This window comes from Cellulosimicrobium sp. E-16 (assembly GCF_049913115.1).
GTDB lineage: Bacteria > Actinomycetota > Actinomycetes > Actinomycetales > Cellulomonadaceae > Cellulosimicrobium.
On the sequence record NZ_CP183974.1, the window covers coordinates 2,540,312 to 2,559,888 of the forward strand.

Sequence of the window (19,577 nt, forward strand, 5' to 3'; positions counted from 1 at the left end):
GTTGGCGTCGAGTTCGGGACGAAGGCAGGCGCAACGCACCGCCGTCCACCTTATCCGGGTGTCACCCCGGTGGTCAACGCGAGGACGGACGCCCCTGCGTCCTGCACCCGGGCCGCCTCAGGCGAGCACGCGTGCGACGCGGAGCAGCTCCTCGGGCACGCGCTTGGGCCGCCCGGCCACCTCCGCCAGCGACACGAGCTCCACGCGCTCCCCGCGCAGCGCCGTCATCACGCCCGACGTCCCCGCGCTCACCGCGTCGACGGCGGCGACGCCGAACCGGCTGCCGAGGATGCGGTCGGTGGGCGTCGGCTCCCCGCCGCGCTGCACGTGCCCGAGCACCGTGAGGCGCGTGTCGAACCCCGTGCGCTCCGCGATCTCCGCGCTCACGCGCTCACCGATCGACCCCGCGACGATCTCGCCGAAGCGGCCGAGCTGCTGCGTGAACTCCATCGACGAACCCTCGCGCGGCACGGCGCCCTCGGCGACGACGACGATCGAGAAGTTCGCGTGCGCCCGGTGCCGGTGCCGCAGGAACTTCACGAGCTGGTCGATGTCGAAGGGCTCCTCCGGCGCGAGGACGACCTCCGCGCCACCGGCGATGCCGGAGTTCACCGCGATCCAGCCGGCGTGGCGGCCCATGACCTCGACGACCATGACGCGGTTGTGGCTCTCCGCCGTGGTGTGCACGCGGTCGAGGGCCTCGGTCGCGATGTTCACCGCGGTGTGGAAACCGATGGACAGGTCGGTGCCCTCGACGTCGTTGTCGATCGTCTTGGGGATCGCGACGATCTTGACGCCCGCCTCGGCGACGCGGCTCGCGGCGTGCAGCGTGCCGTCGCCGCCGATGCAGATGAGCGCGTCGAGGTGCTCCGCCTCGACCGTCGCGAGGACGGCGTCCATGCTGCCGTCCTCCTCGCGCGGGTGGAACCGCGCCGTGCCCAGCAGCGTCCCGCCGACCGGCAGCACGTTGCGGATGTCCTGGCGTCCGAGCGGGTGCACGTCGCCGTCCACCACGCCGCGCCACCCGTTGCGGAAGCCGATGATGGTGTGCCCGTACTCCCCCGTCCCCTGCTTGACCACGGCCCGGATCGCCGCGTTCAGGCCGGGGCAGTCGCCTCCGCCGGTGAGAAGTCCGATGCGCACCTGTTCCTCCGTCTCGTCGTCGCGTCGCGCGTCCTCGCGCGCGTGCCCGGCGTCGACGGAGGTGCCGACCTCCGCGGCACCGCGTCGCCCTCAACCCTAGTCAACCCGGCGCCGTGGGTCACGGTCCGTCCCGGTCCTCGGGCACGCCGACGACCAAGGTCCCGAGCGCCCGGGCCGTGCGGCGCACGACGGGGCCCGGGAGCCGCGCCACCCGGGAGAATGGCGGGATGAGCGCGACCCCGCCCCCCGTGCCGCCCCAGGTCCCCGCCCCGCACGACGTGGTCCGGCCCGGCCCGACGGCCGACGCCGGCTACCGCGACGTGCCGGCCGTCGAGGGCGGCCGCGCCGGGCGCGGGTGGTGGGACGCGAACGCTGCCGAGTACCTCGACGAGCACGGGGCGTTCCTCGGCGCGGCGGACTTCTGCTGGTGCCCCGAGGGGCTGCGGGAGCGCGACGCCCGGCTGCTCGGCGACGTGGCGGAGCTCCGCGTGCTCGAGGTCGGCGCCGGCGCGGCCCAGTGCTCGCGCTGGCTCGCCACGCAGGGAGCACACGTGGTCGCGACGGACGTCTCCCGGGGGATGCTCGCCGCGGGGGCGGCGCTCGACCGGGCCACCGGGGTCCGGGTCCCGGCCGTGCAGGCGGACGCGCGCCGCCTGCCGTTCGCGGACGACGTCTTCGACGTCGCGTTCACATCGTTCGGCGCGATCCCGTTCGTCCCCGACGCGGACGCGATCCACCGCGAGGTCGCGCGCGTGCTGCGGCCTGGCGGCACGTGGACGTTCTCGGTGACCCACCCGACCCGGTGGGCGTTCCCCGACGACCCGAGCGAGCACGGGCTGACCGCGAACCGCTCCTACTTCGACCGCCGGCCCTACGTCGAGACCGACGCCGCCGGCCGGGTCGCCTACGCCGAGTACCACCGCACCCTGGGCGACCACGTGCGCGACGTGGTCGCCGCCGGGCTGGAGGTGCGCGACGTCGTCGAGCCGGAGTGGCCCGACGCCAACACGGAGGTGTGGGGCGGGTGGGGCCCGGTGCGCGGCGCCTACCTGCCCGGGACGGCGATCTTCCGCACGCGCCTCCCGGGCTGACACCGCGGGGTCAGTGCCCCGCGTCGTGCCACGTCGCGCCCACGCCGACGGAGACGTCGAGCGGCACGTCGAGGTCCGCCGCCGCGCCCATCTGCGTGCGCAGCACCTCTTCGACCGCGTCGCGCTCGCCCGGTGCGACCTCGACCACGAGCTCGTCGTGCACCTGGAGGAGCAGCCGCGAGCGCAGCCCGCGCTCGTCGATCGCTCCCTGGACGCCCAGCATCGCGACCTTGATGATGTCTGCCGCGCTGCCCTGGATCGGCGCGTTGAGGGCCATGCGCTCGGCCATCTGGCGACGCTGGCGGTTGTCGCTCGTGAGGTCGGGCAGGTACCGACGGCGCCCGAGGATGGTCGCCGTGTAGCCCGTGGCGCGCGCCTCGTCGACGACGCCCGTGAGGTAGTCGCGCACGCCGCCGAAGCGCTCGAAGTAGTCGTCCATGAGCTTCTGGGCCTCGCCCACCTCGATGGTGAGCTGCTGCGAGAGCCCGAACGCCGACAGCCCGTACGCCAGGCCGTAGGACATCGCCTTGATCTTCGAGCGCATCGCGGGTGTCACCTCGGCCGCCGGGACCTCGAACACGCGCGACCCGACGTAGGAGTGCAGGTCCTCTCCCGAGCGGAACGCCTCGATGAGCCCCTCGTCGCCGGAGAGGTGCGCCATGATGCGCATCTCGATCTGGCTGTAGTCGGCGGTCATGAGCGTCTCGTAGCCCTCGCCGACGACGAAGGCGCGCCGGATGCGCCGGCCCGCCTCGGTGCGGATCGGGATGTTCTGCAGGTTCGGGTCGGTCGAGCTGAGCCGGCCCGTCGCCGCGATCGTCTGCTGGAACGTCGTGTGGATCCGTCCGTCGTCCGCGACGGACTTGAGCAGGCCCTCGACCGTCTGGCGCAGGCGCGAGGCGTCGCGGTGCGCGAGCAGGTGCTCGAGGAACGGGTGCTGCGTCTTGACGAACAGGTCCGCGAGCGCCGACGCGTCGGTCGTGTACCCCGTCTTGATCTTCTTCGTCTTGGGCATGCCGAGCTGGTCGAACAGGACCTCCTGGAGCTGCTTGGGCGAGCCCAGGTTCACCTCGCGCCCGATGACCGCGTACGCCTCGGCCGCGGCCGTCGCGACGAGGTCGCCGAAGTGCTGCTCGAGCTCGCGCAGGTACTCGACGTCCGCCGCGATACCGCGCTGCTCCATGCGGGCGAGCACCTGGGAGAGCGGCAGCTCGAGGTCGGAGAGGAGCGTCGTCGCGCCGCGGTCCTCGAGCTCGCCCACGAGGACGTCGCCGAGCTGGGCGACGGCGAGCGCGCGCACCGCGTCGCGCTCCTGCTCGCCGCTGCCGTCGAGCGAGAGGTCGAGCGCGCCCTGCGCGTCGTTGCCCGCCTCCGTGTCCGGGCGCAGCTCGCGGTGCAGGTGCCGCACGACGAGGTCGCCCAGGTCGTAGCCGCGCTGGTCGGGGTGGCACAGGTAGGCCGCGAGCTCGGTGTCGAACGTGACGCCCGCGAGGTCGTAGCCGCGCGCCGCGAGCTCGTGCCACGCGGCCTTCGCGCCGTGCACGACCTTCGGCCGCTCCGGGTCCGCGAGCCACGCGGCCAGCGCCTCGTCGTCGGCACCCCCGACGTCGGCGAGCTCGAGCGCGACCGCCGCCCCCGCGTCGTCGGACAGCGCGAGCCCCCAGGCGTCCCCGCCGCCCGGCACCGCCTTGCCGGCCACCTCGACGCCCAGCGGACGGGTCCCGTGCTCGGCGAGCCACGCGCCCAGTCCGCCCGGCAGGACGTCGGTGAGCTCGACGTCGAAGCCCGCCTCGGTCTCGACCTCGCCCTCGGGGGCGATCGCGAAGAGCCGGTCGCGCAGGACGCGGAACTCGAGCGCGTCGAGGACGCGGTGCGCGGCCTCGCGGTCCCAGGGGCGCGTCACCAGGTCGTCCGGCCCGAGGGGAAGCTCGAGGTCGCGCAGGAGCGCGTTGAGCTGCCGGTTGAGGCGGACCTGGTCGAGGTGCGCGCGCAGGTTCTCCCCCGCCTTGCCCTTGATCTCGTCGGCGTGGTCCAGGAGGCCGTCGAGGTCGCCGTACGCCGTGATCCACTTCGCGGCGGTCTTGGGGCCGACACCCGGGATGCCCGGCAGGTTGTCTGACGTCTCGCCCACGAGCGCGGCGAGGTCCGGGTAGCGCTCGGGCGGCACGCCGTACTTCTCGACGACCGCGGCGCTGTCCATGCGCGCGAGCTCGGAGACGCCCTTCTTGGGGTAGAGCACCGTGACGTCGGGGCCCACGAGCTGGAACGAGTCGCGGTCGCCCGAGCAGACGAGGACCTCCATCCCGGCGTCCGCGCCCTGCGTGGCGAGCGTCGCGAAGATGTCGTCCGCCTCGTAGCCCTCGCGCTCGAGCGTCGGGATGTGCAGCGTCTCGAGGATCTCCTTGATGAGCGGGACCTGGCCGCGGAACGGCTCGGGCGAGGACTCGCGCGTGCCCTTGTAGCTCGGGAGGATCTCGGTGCGGAACGACTGGCGACCCGCGTCGAACGCGACCGCGACGTGCGTCGGCTCCTCGTCGCGCAGGAGGTTGATGAGCATCGACGTGAACCCGTACACCGCGTTCGTGTGCTGCCCCGTGGTCGTCGAGAAGTTCTCCGCCGGGAGCGCGAAGAACGCGCGGTAGGCCATGGAGTGTCCGTCGATGAGCAGGAGGCGAGGTCGCGCGGAGGTCGTCACGGGTGCCAACCTACAGTCCATGACCGACACGCACGGCCCCGACCGGGCCACCGACCCCACCGCGCCCGCGCCCACCGCGACGGAGGCCGCCGAGGCCCCGCGCCACGCCTACGAGGCCTTGGGCCTGCGCACCGCGGGCACGCTCATCGAGCGCATGGGCATCGAGCTGGAGGAGGTGAGCGCCGAGCGCGTCACCGCCCGCATGCCGGTCGCGGGCAACACGCAGCCCGCCGGGCTGCTGCACGGTGGCGCGTCGGTGGTGCTCGCCGAGACGCTCGGGTCGATCGCCGCCCAGCTCCACGGCGGACCCGGGCGCGCCGCGGTGGGGATCGAGGTCAACGCGACGCACCACCGCGGGGTGCGCGACGGCTGGGTCCACGGGGAGGCCGTCGCGGTCCACCGGGGCCGCACGACGGCGAGCTACGAGATCGTGGTGTCCGACGACGAGGGGCGTCGCGTGTGCACGGCGCGCCTCACGTGCATGATCCTCAGCCTGGACTGACCAGGGCGCCTCGGAGTCCGCCGGCCGGACCTGGCCGGCGGGCGGACGTCGCTCAGCCGGGCAGCGTCTCGCGGGCCTCGACGGGCGTCACCACGCCGCTGCGGCTGCGGTACTCCGCCTGGAACTCGCGCAGGTCGACGGGGCCGGACATCGTCTCCGTCCGGGCGCGCCGGCGACGCGCGATGAGGTCCTCGAGGGACCGGGTGCCCCGGCGGGTGGGCGTGAGGTCGGCCGCGAGACGGCGCTGGAGCACCGCCGTCGACACGACACGGTGACCCGCGACCGGGCCGAAGCCGAGCCGCGCCAGGAAGCGCTGGACGCCGCGCGAGCCGGGGATCGGCACCGAGTAGACGTGCGTCGCGCCCGACGTGGCGGCGAGGTCGGCGGTGGCGCTGAGCAGCGCGTGACCGACGCCGCGGCGGCGCGCGTCCTCGCCGACGTAGACGGCCTCGACGTACAGGCTGGGCTCGTCCGCGAACAGGTGCGGGTCGAGCACGCGCGCCAGCACGAACCCGACGGGGCGGCCGTCGTGCAGGGCGACGAGGACGTTGCCGCCAGGCAGCGTCAGCAGCACCGACAGGTGCCGGACCAGGCGGTCCTCGTCGGGCGCGCAGATCTGGGCGCCCGACGCCGACTCGCGGCGGGCCTCCGAGCACAGCACAGCGATCCCCGGCAGGTCGTCACCGACCGCGGGCCTGACCTCCACTGCTGGGCGCACTGCGCTCCTCCTCGTTCGTACCGTGGGACCGACGGCACCGAGGGACGTGGGGCGTGAGATGGTTCCACGTCGCTCGGACGGCGCCGTCGGCCGTCGACTGAGCACTACGTGGCGACCGCGTGTCCACCGCCCCGGGAACTACTGGACGCCAGTCCAAGACGATAGCCCGCCCGGGGCGCCGTGACAAAGGTCCTGCTCAGGACCCCGGCCGCGGACCGATCGGTCGCCGATCTGGGCTCAGGCGCCGCCGACCTGCTCGATGACGGCGTCCGCGACCTCGCGCATGGTGAGGCGGCGGTCCATCGACGTCTTCTGGATCCAGCGGAACGACTCCGGCTCCGAGAGACCCATCTTCGTCATGAGCAGTCCCTTGGCGCGGTCCACGCGCTTGCGCGTCTCGAAGCGCTCGGCCAGGTCCGCGACCTCGGACTCGAGCGCCGTGATCTGCGAGTAGCGCGAGATCGCGATCTCGACCGCGGGCAGCAGGTCCGCCGGCGTGAACGGCTTGACGACGTAGGCCATGGCCCCCGCGTCGCGCGCCCGCTCGACGAGCTCCGCCTGCGAGAACGCCGTCAGCAGGACGACGGGCGCGGCGTGCGCCTTGCCGATCTGCTCCGCGGCGGAGATGCCGTCGAGCTCGGGCATCTTCACGTCCATGACGACGACGTCGGGCTTGAGCTCGAGCGCCAGCTTCACCGCCGTGGCACCGTCGCCGGCCTCGCCGACGACGTCGAACCCGGCGTCGCGCAGCGTCTCGACCACGTCGAGACGGATCAGGGCCTCGTCCTCGGCGACGATCGCTCGGCGCGCGGGACGGCCCGTCGGTGCGGGGGTCGCGGCGGGCTCGGGCTCGATCATCGGGGGCAGGTCGAGCGGCTGCTTGTCCTCGGGCTGCGCTGTCTGGTCACTCACGGGGTTCACTGTAGTGCGCCGTACCCCCTGTCGCCCGCGCGTTTCGCCCTCGGAGGAGTGTGATTCTCGTGAAGGCGACCACGTGTGGTTCGATGGTGCACGCGCAGCGGACCGGTGACGGGCCACGAGCGCACCGCCCCGGTAGCCCAACCGGCAGAGGCGTTCGGCTCAAACCCGATCCAGTGTGGGTTCGAATCCCACCCGGGGCACCCTCCCCTCCTGGCGACGTCCCGCCGTCGTGACGCGCAGGAAACCGCAGGAAACACCCTCGACACACCCCGCTCGTACCGTCCGGAGCAGGGCGCGTCGCCGTGCGTCCGGGTGGGAGGTGTCCGGTGCTCGAGCACGTGGACCCGTTCGTGGGCACGGGTGTGACCGATCTCCCGACCCCGACCGGCCTCGCCGCGACGTGGTGGTCCCCCAAGCCGCTCGTGGGCAACACCCACCCCGGAGCCACCCACCCGCTCGGGATGGTCTCGGCGTGCGCCTACTCGGGCGCCTACCCGACGGGGTACGGCCGGTACGACCTCGGAACCGAGGGCGTGCCTCCCACGCTGTTCGACCACCCGGTCGCCTCGGGCTTCACGCACTTCCAGCAGTCCGGCACGGGCGCGATCCGCAAGTACTACAACTACGTGCGCGTGACGCCCATGCTCGAGCCGCTCGACGCGCTCGGCCGGCACTGGGACCTGCACGACGAGGAGGCCTCCCCCGGCTACTACGCCGCCACCCTCGGCACCGGGGTCCGGTGCGAGGTCACGGTCGGGCCCAAGAGCGCCGTCCACCGGTACACGTTCCCCGCGCATCCCGACGCGCGCCTCGTCGTCGACCTCTCGCTCGGCGGGCTGGCGATCCCCCACGGCGCGACCGTGCCCCTGCGCGCGCACCTCGCGACGCTCGGCCCGGGGACGGCCGCCGGAGAGGTCGTCGTCGAGGGTGCGCCCCTCGCGGTCCACCTCGAGTGCGACGGCCGCCGCTGGCGCCAGATGCTCTGGTACGACCGGCGCCTCATGCCCGGCAGCACCCGCCTCGACCTCGGGGGGATCCGGCCCACCACGCTCCGGCCGTTCGGGCTGCTCTGGGCCGGCCCGACGACGCCCGGCCAGGTCGTCGAGGTGCGCCTCGGGTTCTCGTTGCGCGGGCCCGAGCAGGCGCGCGCCAACCTCGTCGCCGACTGCGGCCCTGCCCCCGCCTCGTTCGCGGTGCGGCACGAGCGCACCGTGGCGACCTGGAGCGAGCACCTCGACCGGATCGAGGTGGCGTGCCCGGACCCCGAGCGCCGGACCGTCTTCGCGACCGCGCTCTACCACGCGCTCCTCAAGCCGTGCCTCGCCCCGGACGAGAGCCCGTTCTGGCCGGGCGACACGCCCTTCGCGTTCGACGTGTCGACCATGTGGGACATCTACCGGACGCAGCTCCCCCTCCTGACGACCCTCTGGCCGGAGCGCGCCGTCGAGCTCGCCACCGCGCTCCTGCACGTGTGCGAGGAGGAGGGGAACTTCCCGATCGGGTATCGGATGGCGCGCGGGGCCGACCGCTTCTCGCGCCAGGCGAGCGCGCTCGCGCACACGTTCCTCGCCGACCTGTGCGCCCTCGACGAGCCGGGCCTCGACTGGGACTGGGCGCTCGTGCACCTGCACAACGACCTGCGCCGCACCTACGGCGAGGACTACCTGCTCCACGGCGTCGCGCACCCGATCAGCCACACGCTCGACCTCGCGTTCGGCTACTGGTGCGCCGCGCTCGTCGCGCGCCGCGTCGGCGACCACGCGCTCGCCGACGAGCTCCTGCGGCACGCGCGTGGCTGGACCGCCGCGTTCGACCCCGCCACCGGGCTGCTGCACGACTCGACCTTCTACGAGGGCGGCCGGTGGAACTACTCCTTCCGCCTCGTGCACGACATGGCGGCACGGATCGCGCTCGCGGGCGGCGACGACGCGTTCGTCGCGCTCCTCGACCGGTTCTTCGGCGTCGGCGCACCAGCCGTGAGGCAGCCGGGCGAGCGGCCGTCCGTGGCCGAGATGGCCGCCGGGTACGCGCTGAACCGCTTCGAGGGGCTGAACAACGAGCCCGACATGGAGGCGCCGTGGGCCTACCACTACGCCGGGCGCCCCGACCGGACCGCCGAGGTCGTGCACGCCGCGGTCCACCAGCGCTTCGGCACCGGGCCGGGCGGCCTGCCCGGCAACGACGACTCCGGCGCGCTGAGCTCGTGGTACGTCTGGGCCTCGCTCGGCCTGTTCCCGGTCGCCGGGCAGGGGCTCTTCCTCGTCAGCGCGCCCTCGTTCGCCGAGTCCCGCCTCCGCGTCCCCGGCGGGACGCTGACGATCGAGACCACCGGCTTCGTCGAGCCCGGACCGGGCACACCACCGCAGTACGTGCGCGCCGCGTGGCTCGACGGCCGTCCGCTCGACCGCACCTGGCTCCCCGCGACGCGCGTGCGCCGCGGCGGGCGCCTCCTCCTCGAGCTCGGTCCGCACCCCGCCGACTGGGGCACCGCGCCCGAGCACCGGCCGCCGTCGTACCCCGACGGGAGCCCCGCACATCACCCGACCGACCAGACCTCGGAGACGTCATGACCACCACGCCGCGCCAGACGCCCGCCCGCCGCCTCGTCGTCGTCGTCCGCGCCGACCCCGTGATCTGCGGCCACTCGGGCGAGGCCCGCAACCTCGCCGAGGCCGCGCTGCACCGCGGGTTCACGGACGTACGGATCGTGACCTGGCCCGTGGAGCGCCTCGAGGCCGCCGGGCTCCCGCTCAAGCCGCTCGACTCCGTCCTGCCCTACAGCGCGGGCATCACGGTCGAGCGGCCCGGCCCTGTCGGCGACTACAAGGTCCCCGACGGGCGATACCTGGCCGGGCTCACCGGCCACCTCGTCGAGCTCTTCACCGACGGCGTCCCCACCGTCTGCCTGTCGCTCTACCTCAGCCCGCACACGACCGCCGTGACCGACGCCGTCCGCGTGGCGCGCAGCACCGGGCTCCCCGTCGAGGTCGCCACGATCGCCGAGGCGGTCGGCTCCGACGTGACGAACGTGGTGCGCTCGTGCGTCGAGGACGGCCGCTTCGGCGCCGCCGCGCACGTCCTGTCCGGGTACCTGGCGAGCGATCTGTGCGTCGCCGTCTCCCGGTACACGCGCGACCTCGTGGTCGCGTGCGCCCAGGAGATCGACGACCGGCACGGGACCTTCTTCGCGGAGCAGTGCGCCGAGCGCGTGCAGGTCTCCTACCCGGCGATCGACACGAGCGCCTACACCGACCTCGACGCCACCGTCACGCACGACGTGCTCGCGCAGCGCGGCATCGCCGACCGCCCGTACGTGCTCTTCCTGTCCCGACTCGCGGCGGCGAAGGGCGTCGACGACCTCATCGAGGGCTTCGCGCTGTCCGCCCGGGCATCGGGTGCGCGCCTCGTCGTCGCCGGACGCGGTCCGGCGGAAGCCGACCTCCGCGCCCGGGCCGCGGCGAGCGCGGCCGCCGACCGGATCGTCTTCCTCGACGACGTCGACGACGCCACCAAGCCGCACCTCATGGCCGGCAGCGCCGCGTTCGTCCTGCCGAGCAAGCCGCGTCCCGAGTTCGTCGAGACGTTCGGCATCGCGCTCGCCGAGGCGATGCTCGCGGGCGGCGGGCCTGTCATCACCACGGACACGGGCGGCATCGGCGAGGCCGTCGGGCCGCACGCGACGATCGTCCCGACCCGCTCCCCCGCGTCGATCGGCGCGGCGCTCGACGACGCCCTCGCTCTCGACGCCGACGCCCGGCACGCCACGGCCCAGGCGGCCCGGGCGTACGCGCTGCAGTTCGACCGGGCCGCCGTGCTCGACGCGATGCTCGCCCGCCTCGCGACGTCGCCCACCGCCCCGCGCTGGGTCAGCGACCTGCGGCCGGTGCGGGTCTGACGGCTCCAGGCCCAGGGGCGACAGGGGCGGCGTCCGACGGACCGCATCGCGCGACGAGGTCCCGGAAGCACGCGGCGGCGACCGCTCGCGCAGTCGCACGGTCGCCGTCGCGCTGGTCCCCTGCCGAGGACGCGAGGGCCAGCTCGTCGGACACGAACCGCACGAGCGGAACCGGCACCGCGCCCGCGCCCATCTCGCGGGAGACCGCCTTGAGCGCGACCAGGTCCGACGCCGCGCCGACCACGTCGTCCGGCACCTCACCCTCCACGAGCAGGGTGGCGAGGTCCATCGGCGGCACCGCGACGTCCGGACGGACGCGCAACCATCGCAACGTCGCCGCGGGGCGCACGGCGTAGAAGACCTTCTTGAGCGGCACCTCGCGGTCCGACCACCACCGGTCCCGCTGGCCGAGCGCGACGTGCAGGTAGTGCCTCCGCAGCGCGTCACGGTCGACGACGTGCGCCGCGAGCGCCAGCAGCTCGGCCCGGAGCTCGGCGTCCCCCCGGTACACGATCGGCGACCGCAGCCACTCCAGCAGGGTCGCGTTCCCCCGCACGAGCAGCCGCACGGCCTTGAGCAGGTCCCACCCGTTCACGTCGAGCACCGCGTCCAGCGGCGTCTCGACGACGTCGAGCCGCGGCCAGGGGTCCAGGTAGTCCGCCTGCGACCGCACGTACACGAACCGGCAGTCGTAGTCCGAGTCCGGCGACGGGAACCCCCACGCACGGCTCCCGCTCTCCACCGCGAGCGGGATCGCGACCCGCTCGTCGCGCACGACGGCGTCCAGCCGCGCGTCGACCCGACGCACGACCGCAGGGTCCAGGGAGTCCGGCACGGCACGCATCCCGCGAGGGTAGGGACACCGAGGCGTCCGTGTCGTGGACTTTCCGCCGCTGGTCGCTCACGCGGGGTGGTCGCGGTGCTCGACGGCGAGACGACGACGGCGGCGCCCCTGCGAGAGGGGCGCCGCCGTCCGGCGTCGTGCGCGGTCTACGCCCTCACGGGCGCGACGACGTCAGGCGCGCGTGTCGGAGTGGTCGCCGATCTTGTGCACGAGGATCGAGTTCGTCGTGCCCGGCTGGCCCACGGGGGCGCCGGAGACGACGACCACGAGGTCGCCGACCTCGGCGAGGCCGTTGGCCTGGAGGGTCGTGTCGACCTGGCCGACCATCGCGTCGGTGTTCTCCACCTCGGGCACCTGGTACGTCTGGGTGCCCCACGTGAGCGACAGGACGTTGCGCACGTGCTCGCGCGGCGTGAAGGCGAGCAGCGGGATGGACGAGCGCAGGCGCGACATGCGTCGCGCGGAGTCGCCCGACTGCGTGAACGTCGCGAGGTACTTCGCGCCGAGGATCTCGCCGATCTCGGCGGCGGCGCGCGTGATGGCGCCACCGCGCGTGTGCGGCGTCGAGCCGAGCGGCGCGATGCGCTCGCGGCCGGCCTCCTCCGTGGCCTCGATGATGCGGGCCATGGTCTGCACCGTGAGGATCGGGTACTCGCCCACGCTCGTCTCGCCCGAGAGCATGACCGCGTCGGCGCCGTCGAGGACGGCGTTGGCGCAGTCGGACGCCTCGGCGCGCGTCGGGCGCGGCGAGTTCGTCATGGACTCGAGCACCTGCGTCGCGACGATGACGGGCTTGGCGTTGCGACGCGCGAGCTCGACGATGCGCTTCTGGACGAGCGGGACCTGCTCGAGCGGCAGCTCGACCGCGAGGTCACCGCGGGCGACCATGACGCCGTCGAACGCGTCGACGATCTCGGCGAGGTTGTCGACGGCCTGCGGCTTCTCGATCTTGGCGACGACGGGGACCGTGCGGCCCTCCTCGTCCATGATCCGCTTGACGTCCTCGAAGTCCTTCGCGGACCGCACGAAGGACAGCGCGATGATGTCCGCGCCGAGCTTGAGCGCCCAGCGCAGGTCGTCCTGGTCCTTCTCGGACAGCGCCGGCACGGAGACGGCGACGCCCGGGAGGTTCAGGCCCTTGTTGTTCGACACCGGGCCGGCGACCTCGACGCGCGTCACGACGCGCGGGCCCTCGACGGCGGTGACGCGGACGAGCACCTTGCCGTCGTCGATGAGGATCGGGTCGCCGACGCGCGCGTCGCCGGGCAGGCCCTTGTGCGTCGTGGAGACGAGCTCCTTGGTGCCGACGACGTCCTCGGTCGTGATCGTGAAGGTGTCACCCTCCTCGAGCCAGTGCTTCTCGTCGCCGCCGAAGCGGCCCAGGCGGATCTTCGGCCCCTGGAGGTCGACGAGCACCGCCACGGACCGGCCCGACTCGGCGGCGGCCTCGCGCACGCCGTGGTAGACGGCCGCGTGCTCCTCGGCGCTGCCGTGGCTGCGGTTGATCCGCGCCACGTCCATCCCGGCGTCGACGAGCGCGCGGAGCTGCTCCTTCGACTCGGTCGCGGGTCCGATGGTGCAGACGATCTTTGCTCTGCGCATATCTCCAGCCTCTAGTCTTCCGACCGGCCGGGAGCCGGTCGTCGCGGGGTGCCCCTCCCTAGGATGCCCCGCTCATCGTCCCGGCGCCGGACACCCGACGTCGGGGTGCACGTCAAGCGCGCAAGGACACGGTGTTCGCGCGCACGGGCGCGGGCAGCTCGGTCCCTCCCTGAAGGTAGGCGTCGACGGAAGCCGCCGCCGCCCGACCCTCGGCGATCGCCCACACGATCAGCGACTGCCCACGACCCGCGTCGCCGGCCACGAAGACCCCCGGCAGCGACGACGCGAAGTCGTCGCCGCGCGCCACGAGGCCGCGGCTCGTGAGGTCCGTGCCGGCCTGGGTCGTGATGGTCGCCGTCTCCGGCCCGGTGAAGCCCATCGCGACGAGCACGAGGTCCGCGGGGATCTCACGCTCGGTGCCCTCCTTGGGCACGCGACGGCCGTCGGGCAGGTACTCGGTCTCCGCGACGCGCAGCGCGCGCACGGCTCCGTTCTCGTCGCCGAGGAACTCGACGGTCGACGCGAGGAACTCGCGCTCGCCGCCCTCCTCGTGGGACGAGGACACCTCGAACAGGATGGGGTCCGTCGGCCACGGCTGGGTCGCGGACCGCTCGAGCGGCGGCTGCTTGCCGATCGCGAGCGTCGTCACGCTCGCCGCGCCCTGGCGCAGCGAGGTGCCGAGGCAGTCCGACCCGGTGTCGCCGCCACCGATGACGATGACGTGCTTGCCCGTGGCGGTGATCTGGTCGGCGACCTCGCGGCCGGCCACCACGGCGTTCGCCTGGTGCAGGAAGTCCATGGCGAAGTGGATGCCGTCGAGCTCGCGCCCGGGGATCGACAGGTCGCGCGGGACCGTCGCACCCGTGGCGACCACGACGGCGTCGTACCGCGCGCGCAGGTCGTCCCACGTGATGTCGACGCCGATCTCGACGCCCGGGCGGAAGCGCGTGCCCTCGGCCTCCATCTGCGCCACGCGGCGGTCGATGTGGAGCTTCTCGAGCTTGAAGTCGGGGATGCCGTAGCGCAGCAGCCCGCCGATCGCGTCGTCCCGCTCGTACACGGCGACCGTGTGGCCGGCGCGCGTGAGCTGCTGCGCCGCGGCGAGCCCGGCGGGACCGGAACCCACGACGGCGACCGTCGACCCCGTGAGGCGCTGCGGCACCTGCGGCGTGACGTAGCCGCGCGCGAACGCCTCGTCGATGATCGAGACCTCGACGTTCTTGATCGTCACGGCGGGCTGGTTGATGCCGAGCACGCAGCTCGACTCGCACGGCGCCGGGCACACGCGACCGGTGAACTCGGGGAAGTTGTTCGTCTCGTGCAGGCGGTCGATCGCGTCGGCCCACTGGTCGCGGTAGACGAGGTCGTTCCACTCCGGGATGAGGTTGCCGAGCGGGCACCCCTGGTGGCAGAACGGGATGCCGCAGTCCATGCAGCGTCCGGCCTGCTCCTTGAGGAAGACCTGGCCCTCCTCGAGGTGCGCGTGCACGTCCTTCCAGTCCCGCAGGCGCACGGCGACCGGACGGTTGGGCGGGAGCTCGCGCTCCCGCACCTTCAGGAATCCGCGAGGGTCAGCCACGGGCCACCTCCAAGATCTGGTCCCACACACCCGGAGCCGCGGGGTCGAGCCCGGCCGACTCGGCCTTCTCGAGCGCCGAGCGCATGCGGGCGAAGTCGGTCGGCAGCACGCGCGTGAAGCGCTGGACGGCCGCGGGGAAGTCCTCGAGGAGCTCGGCCGCGAGCGGCGACCCGGTCTCCTCGTGGTGACGACGCACGAGCTGCTCGACGAGCTCGACCTCGGCGTCCTCGAGCGGGCTCAGGCCGAGCTCGCCCGTCGCGAGCGCGCTCGTGTTCACGGCGCCCTGACGCAGGTCGAGCACGTACGCGGTGCCGCCGGACATGCCGGCGCCGAAGTTGCGCCCGGTCGGGCCGAGCACGAGCACCGTGCCGCCCGTCATGTACTCGCAGCCGTGGTCGCCCACGCCCTCGACGACGAGCGTCGCACCCGAGTTGCGGACGCCGAAGCGCTCCCCGACACGACCGCGCAGGAAGATCTCGCCCGACGTCGCGCCGTAGCCGATGACGTTGCCCGCCACGACGTTGCTCGACCCGGTGAGGACCGCGTTGCGGTCCGGGCGCACGACGATCCGCCCGCCCGACAGGCCCTTGCCGACGTAGTCGTTCGCGTCGCCGAACAGGCGCAGCGTGACGCCGCGCGGGAGGAACGCGCCGAGCGACTGGCCGGCGGACCCGGTGAGGGTCACGTCGATCGTGTCGTCGGGCAGGCCCTCGCCGCGGAAGCGCTTGGTCACCTCGTGGCCGAGCATCGTGCCCACGGTGCGGTTGACGTTGCGCACCGGCAGGGAGATGCGGACCGGCTCGCGCCGCTCGAGCGCGTCCTCGGCGAGGGCGACGAGCTGGTTGTCGAGCGCCTTCTCGAGGCCGTGGTCCTGCGTCGTGGTGTTGCGCAGCGACGCACCCTCGACCGGCACGGGCCGCTCGAGCACGGGCCCGAGGTCGAGGCCCTGGGCCTTCCAGTGGTCGACCGCCTTGCGCGTGTCGAGGAGCTCGACGCGGCCGATGGCCTCCTCGACGGTCCGGAAGCCGAGGCGCGCCAGGTACTCGCGCACCTCCTCGGCGATGAACTCGAAGAAGTTCACGACGAACTCCGGCTTGCCCGTGAACCGGGCCCGCAGCTCGGGGTTCTGCGTCGCGACGCCGACCGGGCACGTGTCCAGGTGGCACACGCGCATCATGACGCAGCCCGACACGACCATGGGCGCGGTCGCGAAGCCGAACTCCTCGGCACCGAGCAGCGCCGCCACGACCACGTCGCGGCCGGTCTTCATCTGGCCGTCGACCTGGACGACGATGCGGTCGCGCAGGTTGTTGAGCACGAGCGTCTGCTGGGTCTCGGCGAGGCCGATCTCCCACGGCGTGCCTGCGTGCTTGAGCGACGTCAGCGGGCTCGCACCCGTGCCGCCGTCGTGGCCCGAGATGAGGACGACGTCCGCGTGCGCCTTGGACACGCCCGTCGCGACCGTCCCGACGCCGAACTCGGAGACGAGCTTGACGTGGATGCGCGCCGCCGGGTTCGCGTTCTTCGCGTCGTGGATGAGCTGCGCGAGGTCCTCGATCGAGTAGATGTCGTGGTGCGGCGGCGGCGAGATGAGCCCGACGCCCGGCGTCGAGTGCCGGGTCTTGGCGACCCACGGGTACACCTTGTGGCCCGGGAGCTGACCGCCCTCGCCGGGCTTGGCACCCTGGGCGAGCTTGATCTGGATGTCGTCCGCGTTCGTCAGGTACTCGCTCGTGACGCCGAAGCGCCCCGAGGCGATCTGCTTGACCTTGGAGCGGCGCTCCGGGTCGTACAGACGCTCCGGGTCCTCGCCGCCCTCGCCGGTGTTCGACCGGCCGCCGAGGCGGTTCATCGCGATCGCGAGGGTCTCGTGCGCCTCCGCGGAGATCGACCCGTAGGACATGGCGCCCGTGTTGAAGCGCTTGACGATCTCGCTCACCGGCTCGACCTCGTCGAGCGGGACCGCGGGGCGCTCGCCCTCGCGCAGGGCCAGGAGGCCGCGCAGCGTCATGAGGCGCGAGGACTGCTCGTCCACGCGGTGCGTGTACTGCCGGAAGATGTCGAACCGGCGCTCGCGCGTGGCGTGCTGGAGGCGGAAGACCGTCTCCGGGTCGAACAGGTGCTCCTCGCTGTCGCGGCGCCACTGGTACTCGCCGCCCGTCGTGAGGCGGACGTGCGGGCGGTGGTTGCCGGACTTGGGGTACGCGTCGACGTGACGCGCCGCGACCTCGGCCGCGACGACGTCGAGCCCGATGCCGCTGAGGCGCGACGTCGTGCCCGTGAAGAACGCCTGCACGAGGTCGTGGGACAGGCCCACCGCCTCGAACACCTGGGCGCCGCGGTACGAGGAGATGGTCGAGATGCCCATCTTGCTCATGACCTTGAGGACGCCCTTGCCGAGCCCCTTGATGAGGTTCGCGACGGCCTTCGCCGGGTCGACCGTGAGGTAGCCGCGGAGCGCGAGGTCCTCGACCGTCTCCATGGCGAGGTACGGGTTGACCGCGGCGGCGCCGTAGCCGATGAGCAGCGCGACGTGGTGCACCTCGCGCACGTCGCCGGCCTCGACGACGAGCGACACCTGGGTGCGCGTGTGCCGGCGCAGCAGGTGGTGGTGCACCGCGCTCGACAGGAGCAGCGACGGGATCGGGGCGTGCTCGGCGTCCGAGTCGCGGTCCGACAGCACGATGAAGCTCGCGCCCGCGGCGACGTGCTCGTCGACCTCGGCGAAGATCTCCTCGAGGCGGGCGAGCAGGGACTCACCACCGCCCGCGACGCGGTACAGGCCCTTGATCGTCACCGCGCGGAAGATGCCGGCGAGCTTCGGGTCCTTGTCGACGCGGATGATCTTCGCGAGCTGGTCGTTGTCGAGCACGGGGAACGGCAGCATGAGCTTGCGCGCGTGCTCGGGCGTGTCGACGAGGAGGTTCGGCTCCGGGCCGATCGCACCGCCGATGGACGTGACGAGCTCCTCGCGGATCGCGTCGAGCGGCGGGTTCGTCACCTGCGCGAACATCTGCGTGAAGTAGTCGAACAGCAGGCGCGGTCGCTGCGCGAGGACGGCGATGGGGGTGTCCGTGCCCATCGCGCCCAGCGGCTCCGCCCCCGTGTTCGCCATCGGGGTGAGGATGACCTTGAGCTCCTCCTGCGTGTACCCGAAGGCGCGCTGGCGGCGCTCGACGGACGCGGGGCTGTGCGCGACGTGCTCGCGCTCGGGGAGCTGGTCGAGGTAGACCGCGTTCTCCGCGACCCACTGCGCGTACGGGCGCTGCGCGGCGAGCTGGGACTTGATCTCCTCGTCCTCGATGATCCGGCCCTGGCCGGTGTCGACGAGGAACATGCGTCCCGGCTCGAGGCGGCCCTTGCGCACGATCGTCGCGGGGTCGAGGTCGAGCACGCCCGCCTCGCTCGCGAGCACGACGAGGCCGTCCTCGGTCACCCAGTAACGCCCCGGGCGCAGACCGTTGCGGTCGAGGACCGCGCCGATGAGGGTGCCGTCCGTGAAGTTGAGGCACGCCGGCCCGTCCCACGGCTCCATGAGCGTCGAGTGGTACTCGTAGAAGGCGCGCAGGTCCGGGTCCATGTCGGCGTGGTTCTCCCACGCCTCCGGGACCATCATGAGCACGGCGTGCGGCAGCGAGCGGCCCGACAGGTGCAGGAGCTCGAGGACCTCGTCGAAGCTGGCCGAGTCGCTCGACCCCTCCGAGCACACCGGCAGGAGCGGCGCGAGGTCGCCGACGGCGTCGCTCGCGAGGGTGCCCTCGCGCGCCGCCATCCAGTTCCGGTTGCCACGCACCGTGTTGATCTCGCCGTTGTGCGCGATCATCCGGAACGGCTGCGCGAGCGGCCACGACGGGAACGTGTTCGTCGAGAACCGCGAGTGCACGAGCGCGATCTCGCTCGCGTACCGCGGGTCGGACAGGTCCGGGAAGAACGGCTCGAGCTGCGCCGTCGTGAGCATGCCCTTGTACGTGAGGGTGCGCGCCGAGAGCGAGGCGAAGAACAGGCCGAGCTCGTTCTCCGCGCGCTTGCGCAGGCGGAACGTGCGGCGGTCGAGCTCGACGCCGGACAGCTCGCGCGCGGGGTCCGCGACGACGATCTGACGGAACAGCGGCATGGACGCGCGGGCGCTCGGGCCGACGAGGTCGGCGGTCACGGGCACGTCGCGCCACGCGAGGACCTCGAGCTTCTCCTCGGCCGCGATCGCCTCGACGCCGCGGGCCGCCTCCGCGGCCGCGCCGGCGTCCTGCGGGAGGAAGGCCATGCCGATGGCGTAGTGCCCGGCGGGCGGGAGCTCCGCGTCGACCACGTCGCGCACGAACGCGTCGGGGATCTGCGTGAGGATCCCGGCGCCGTCGCCGCTGTTCTCCTCGGCGCCGACGGCACCGCGGTGGTCGAGGTTGAGCAGGGCCGTCAGGCCCGCGTCAACGATGTCGCGTCCGGGCGTGCCGCGGAGCGTCGCCACGAAGGCGACGCCGCACGCGTCGTGCTCGGCGGCGGGGTCGTACAGACCGGATGCCGTGGGAGGGGCGGACAGGGCGGGTGCCCGGTGCGCGTCCCGATACTGCGGCGTGGTCATCAACACCGTCC

At 73.2% G+C, this 19,577-nt stretch carries 12 protein-coding genes and 1 tRNA gene; 5 read left to right on the forward strand and 8 right to left on the reverse strand.

Going from position 1 to position 19,577, the window contains the following annotated elements; all coding sequences use genetic code 11:
* Positions 1–117 precede the first annotated feature (117 nt).
* A complete protein-coding gene (locus ACN9MS_RS11315) occupies positions 118–1,143 on the reverse strand; it encodes a 6-phosphofructokinase (protein WP_053370761.1) in 1,026 nt (341 codons plus the stop codon).
* 227 nt (positions 1,144–1,370) lie between these two features.
* Here ACN9MS_RS11315 and ACN9MS_RS11320 point away from each other — a divergent pair, with 227 nt between their 5' ends.
* Positions 1,371–2,234, forward strand: a complete 864-nt coding sequence (locus ACN9MS_RS11320) for a class I SAM-dependent methyltransferase (protein ID WP_426308716.1) — start codon at positions 1,371–1,373, stop codon at positions 2,232–2,234.
* Between the two features lie 10 nt (positions 2,235–2,244).
* Here the strand turns inward: ACN9MS_RS11320 and polA are convergent, their stop codons facing one another.
* Positions 2,245–4,950, reverse strand: coding sequence for a DNA polymerase I (gene polA, locus ACN9MS_RS11325; protein WP_426308717.1), 2,706 nt, complete (start codon positions 4,948–4,950; stop codon positions 2,245–2,247).
* On the opposite strand from polA, the gene ACN9MS_RS11330 reads away from it, so the two are divergent.
* Positions 4,949–5,431 carry a hotdog fold thioesterase gene (locus ACN9MS_RS11330; protein ID WP_426308718.1) on the forward strand — a complete coding sequence of 161 codons (483 nt, stop codon included), beginning with the start codon at positions 4,949–4,951 and terminating at the stop codon, positions 5,429–5,431. The genes polA and ACN9MS_RS11330 overlap by 2 nt on opposite strands.
* Positions 5,432–5,483: 52 nt before the next feature.
* Here ACN9MS_RS11330 and ACN9MS_RS11335 read toward each other — a convergent pair whose 3' ends face one another.
* Both ACN9MS_RS11335 and ACN9MS_RS11340 read right to left on the reverse strand, forming a co-directional pair.
* Positions 5,484–6,149, reverse strand: a complete 666-nt coding sequence (locus ACN9MS_RS11335; protein WP_172820057.1) for a GNAT family N-acetyltransferase — start codon at positions 6,147–6,149, stop codon at positions 5,484–5,486.
* 237 nt (positions 6,150–6,386) lie between these two features.
* Complete coding sequence (locus ACN9MS_RS11340) at positions 6,387–7,007, reverse strand: ANTAR domain-containing response regulator (protein ID WP_426311881.1); 621 nt, start codon at positions 7,005–7,007, stop codon at positions 6,387–6,389.
* A 189-nt stretch (positions 7,008–7,196) separates the two neighbouring features.
* Here ACN9MS_RS11340 and ACN9MS_RS11345 point away from each other — a divergent pair.
* The 3 genes from ACN9MS_RS11345 (at position 7,197) to ACN9MS_RS11355 (ending at position 10,965) form a co-directional block, all read left to right on the forward strand.
* Positions 7,197–7,270, forward strand: a tRNA-Leu gene (locus tag ACN9MS_RS11345).
* 126 nt (positions 7,271–7,396) lie between these two features.
* Positions 7,397–9,640 carry a glycoside hydrolase domain-containing protein gene (locus ACN9MS_RS11350; protein WP_426308719.1) on the forward strand — a complete coding sequence of 748 codons (2,244 nt, stop codon included), beginning with the start codon at positions 7,397–7,399 and terminating at the stop codon, positions 9,638–9,640.
* A complete protein-coding gene (locus tag ACN9MS_RS11355) occupies positions 9,637–10,965 on the forward strand; it encodes a glycosyltransferase (RefSeq protein WP_426308720.1) in 1,329 nt (442 codons plus the stop codon). Before ACN9MS_RS11350 ends, ACN9MS_RS11355 begins: the two co-directional genes overlap by 4 nt.
* On the opposite strand, the gene ACN9MS_RS11360 is transcribed toward ACN9MS_RS11355, so the two are convergent.
* The 4 genes from ACN9MS_RS11360 to gltB all read right to left on the reverse strand — a co-directional run bounded on the left by ACN9MS_RS11360 (position 10,937) and on the right by gltB (position 19,566).
* Positions 10,937–11,809, reverse strand: coding sequence for a nucleotidyltransferase domain-containing protein (locus tag ACN9MS_RS11360; RefSeq protein WP_426308721.1), 873 nt, complete (start codon positions 11,807–11,809; stop codon positions 10,937–10,939). The two genes, ACN9MS_RS11355 and ACN9MS_RS11360, sit on opposite strands and share 29 nt — an antisense overlap.
* Before the next feature lie 171 nt (positions 11,810–11,980).
* Positions 11,981–13,411 carry a pyruvate kinase gene (gene pyk / locus ACN9MS_RS11365; protein WP_047232839.1) on the reverse strand — a complete coding sequence of 477 codons (1,431 nt, stop codon included), beginning with the start codon at positions 13,409–13,411 and terminating at the stop codon, positions 11,981–11,983.
* Positions 13,412–13,523: 112 nt separating this feature from the next.
* Positions 13,524–14,990, reverse strand: coding sequence for a glutamate synthase subunit beta (locus ACN9MS_RS11370; RefSeq protein WP_426308722.1), 1,467 nt, complete (start codon positions 14,988–14,990; stop codon positions 13,524–13,526).
* A complete protein-coding gene (gene gltB, locus ACN9MS_RS11375) occupies positions 14,983–19,566 on the reverse strand; it encodes a glutamate synthase large subunit (RefSeq protein WP_426308723.1) in 4,584 nt (1,527 codons plus the stop codon). The genes ACN9MS_RS11370 and gltB overlap by 8 nt, the downstream gene beginning before the upstream one ends.
* Positions 19,567–19,577 lie beyond the last annotated feature (11 nt).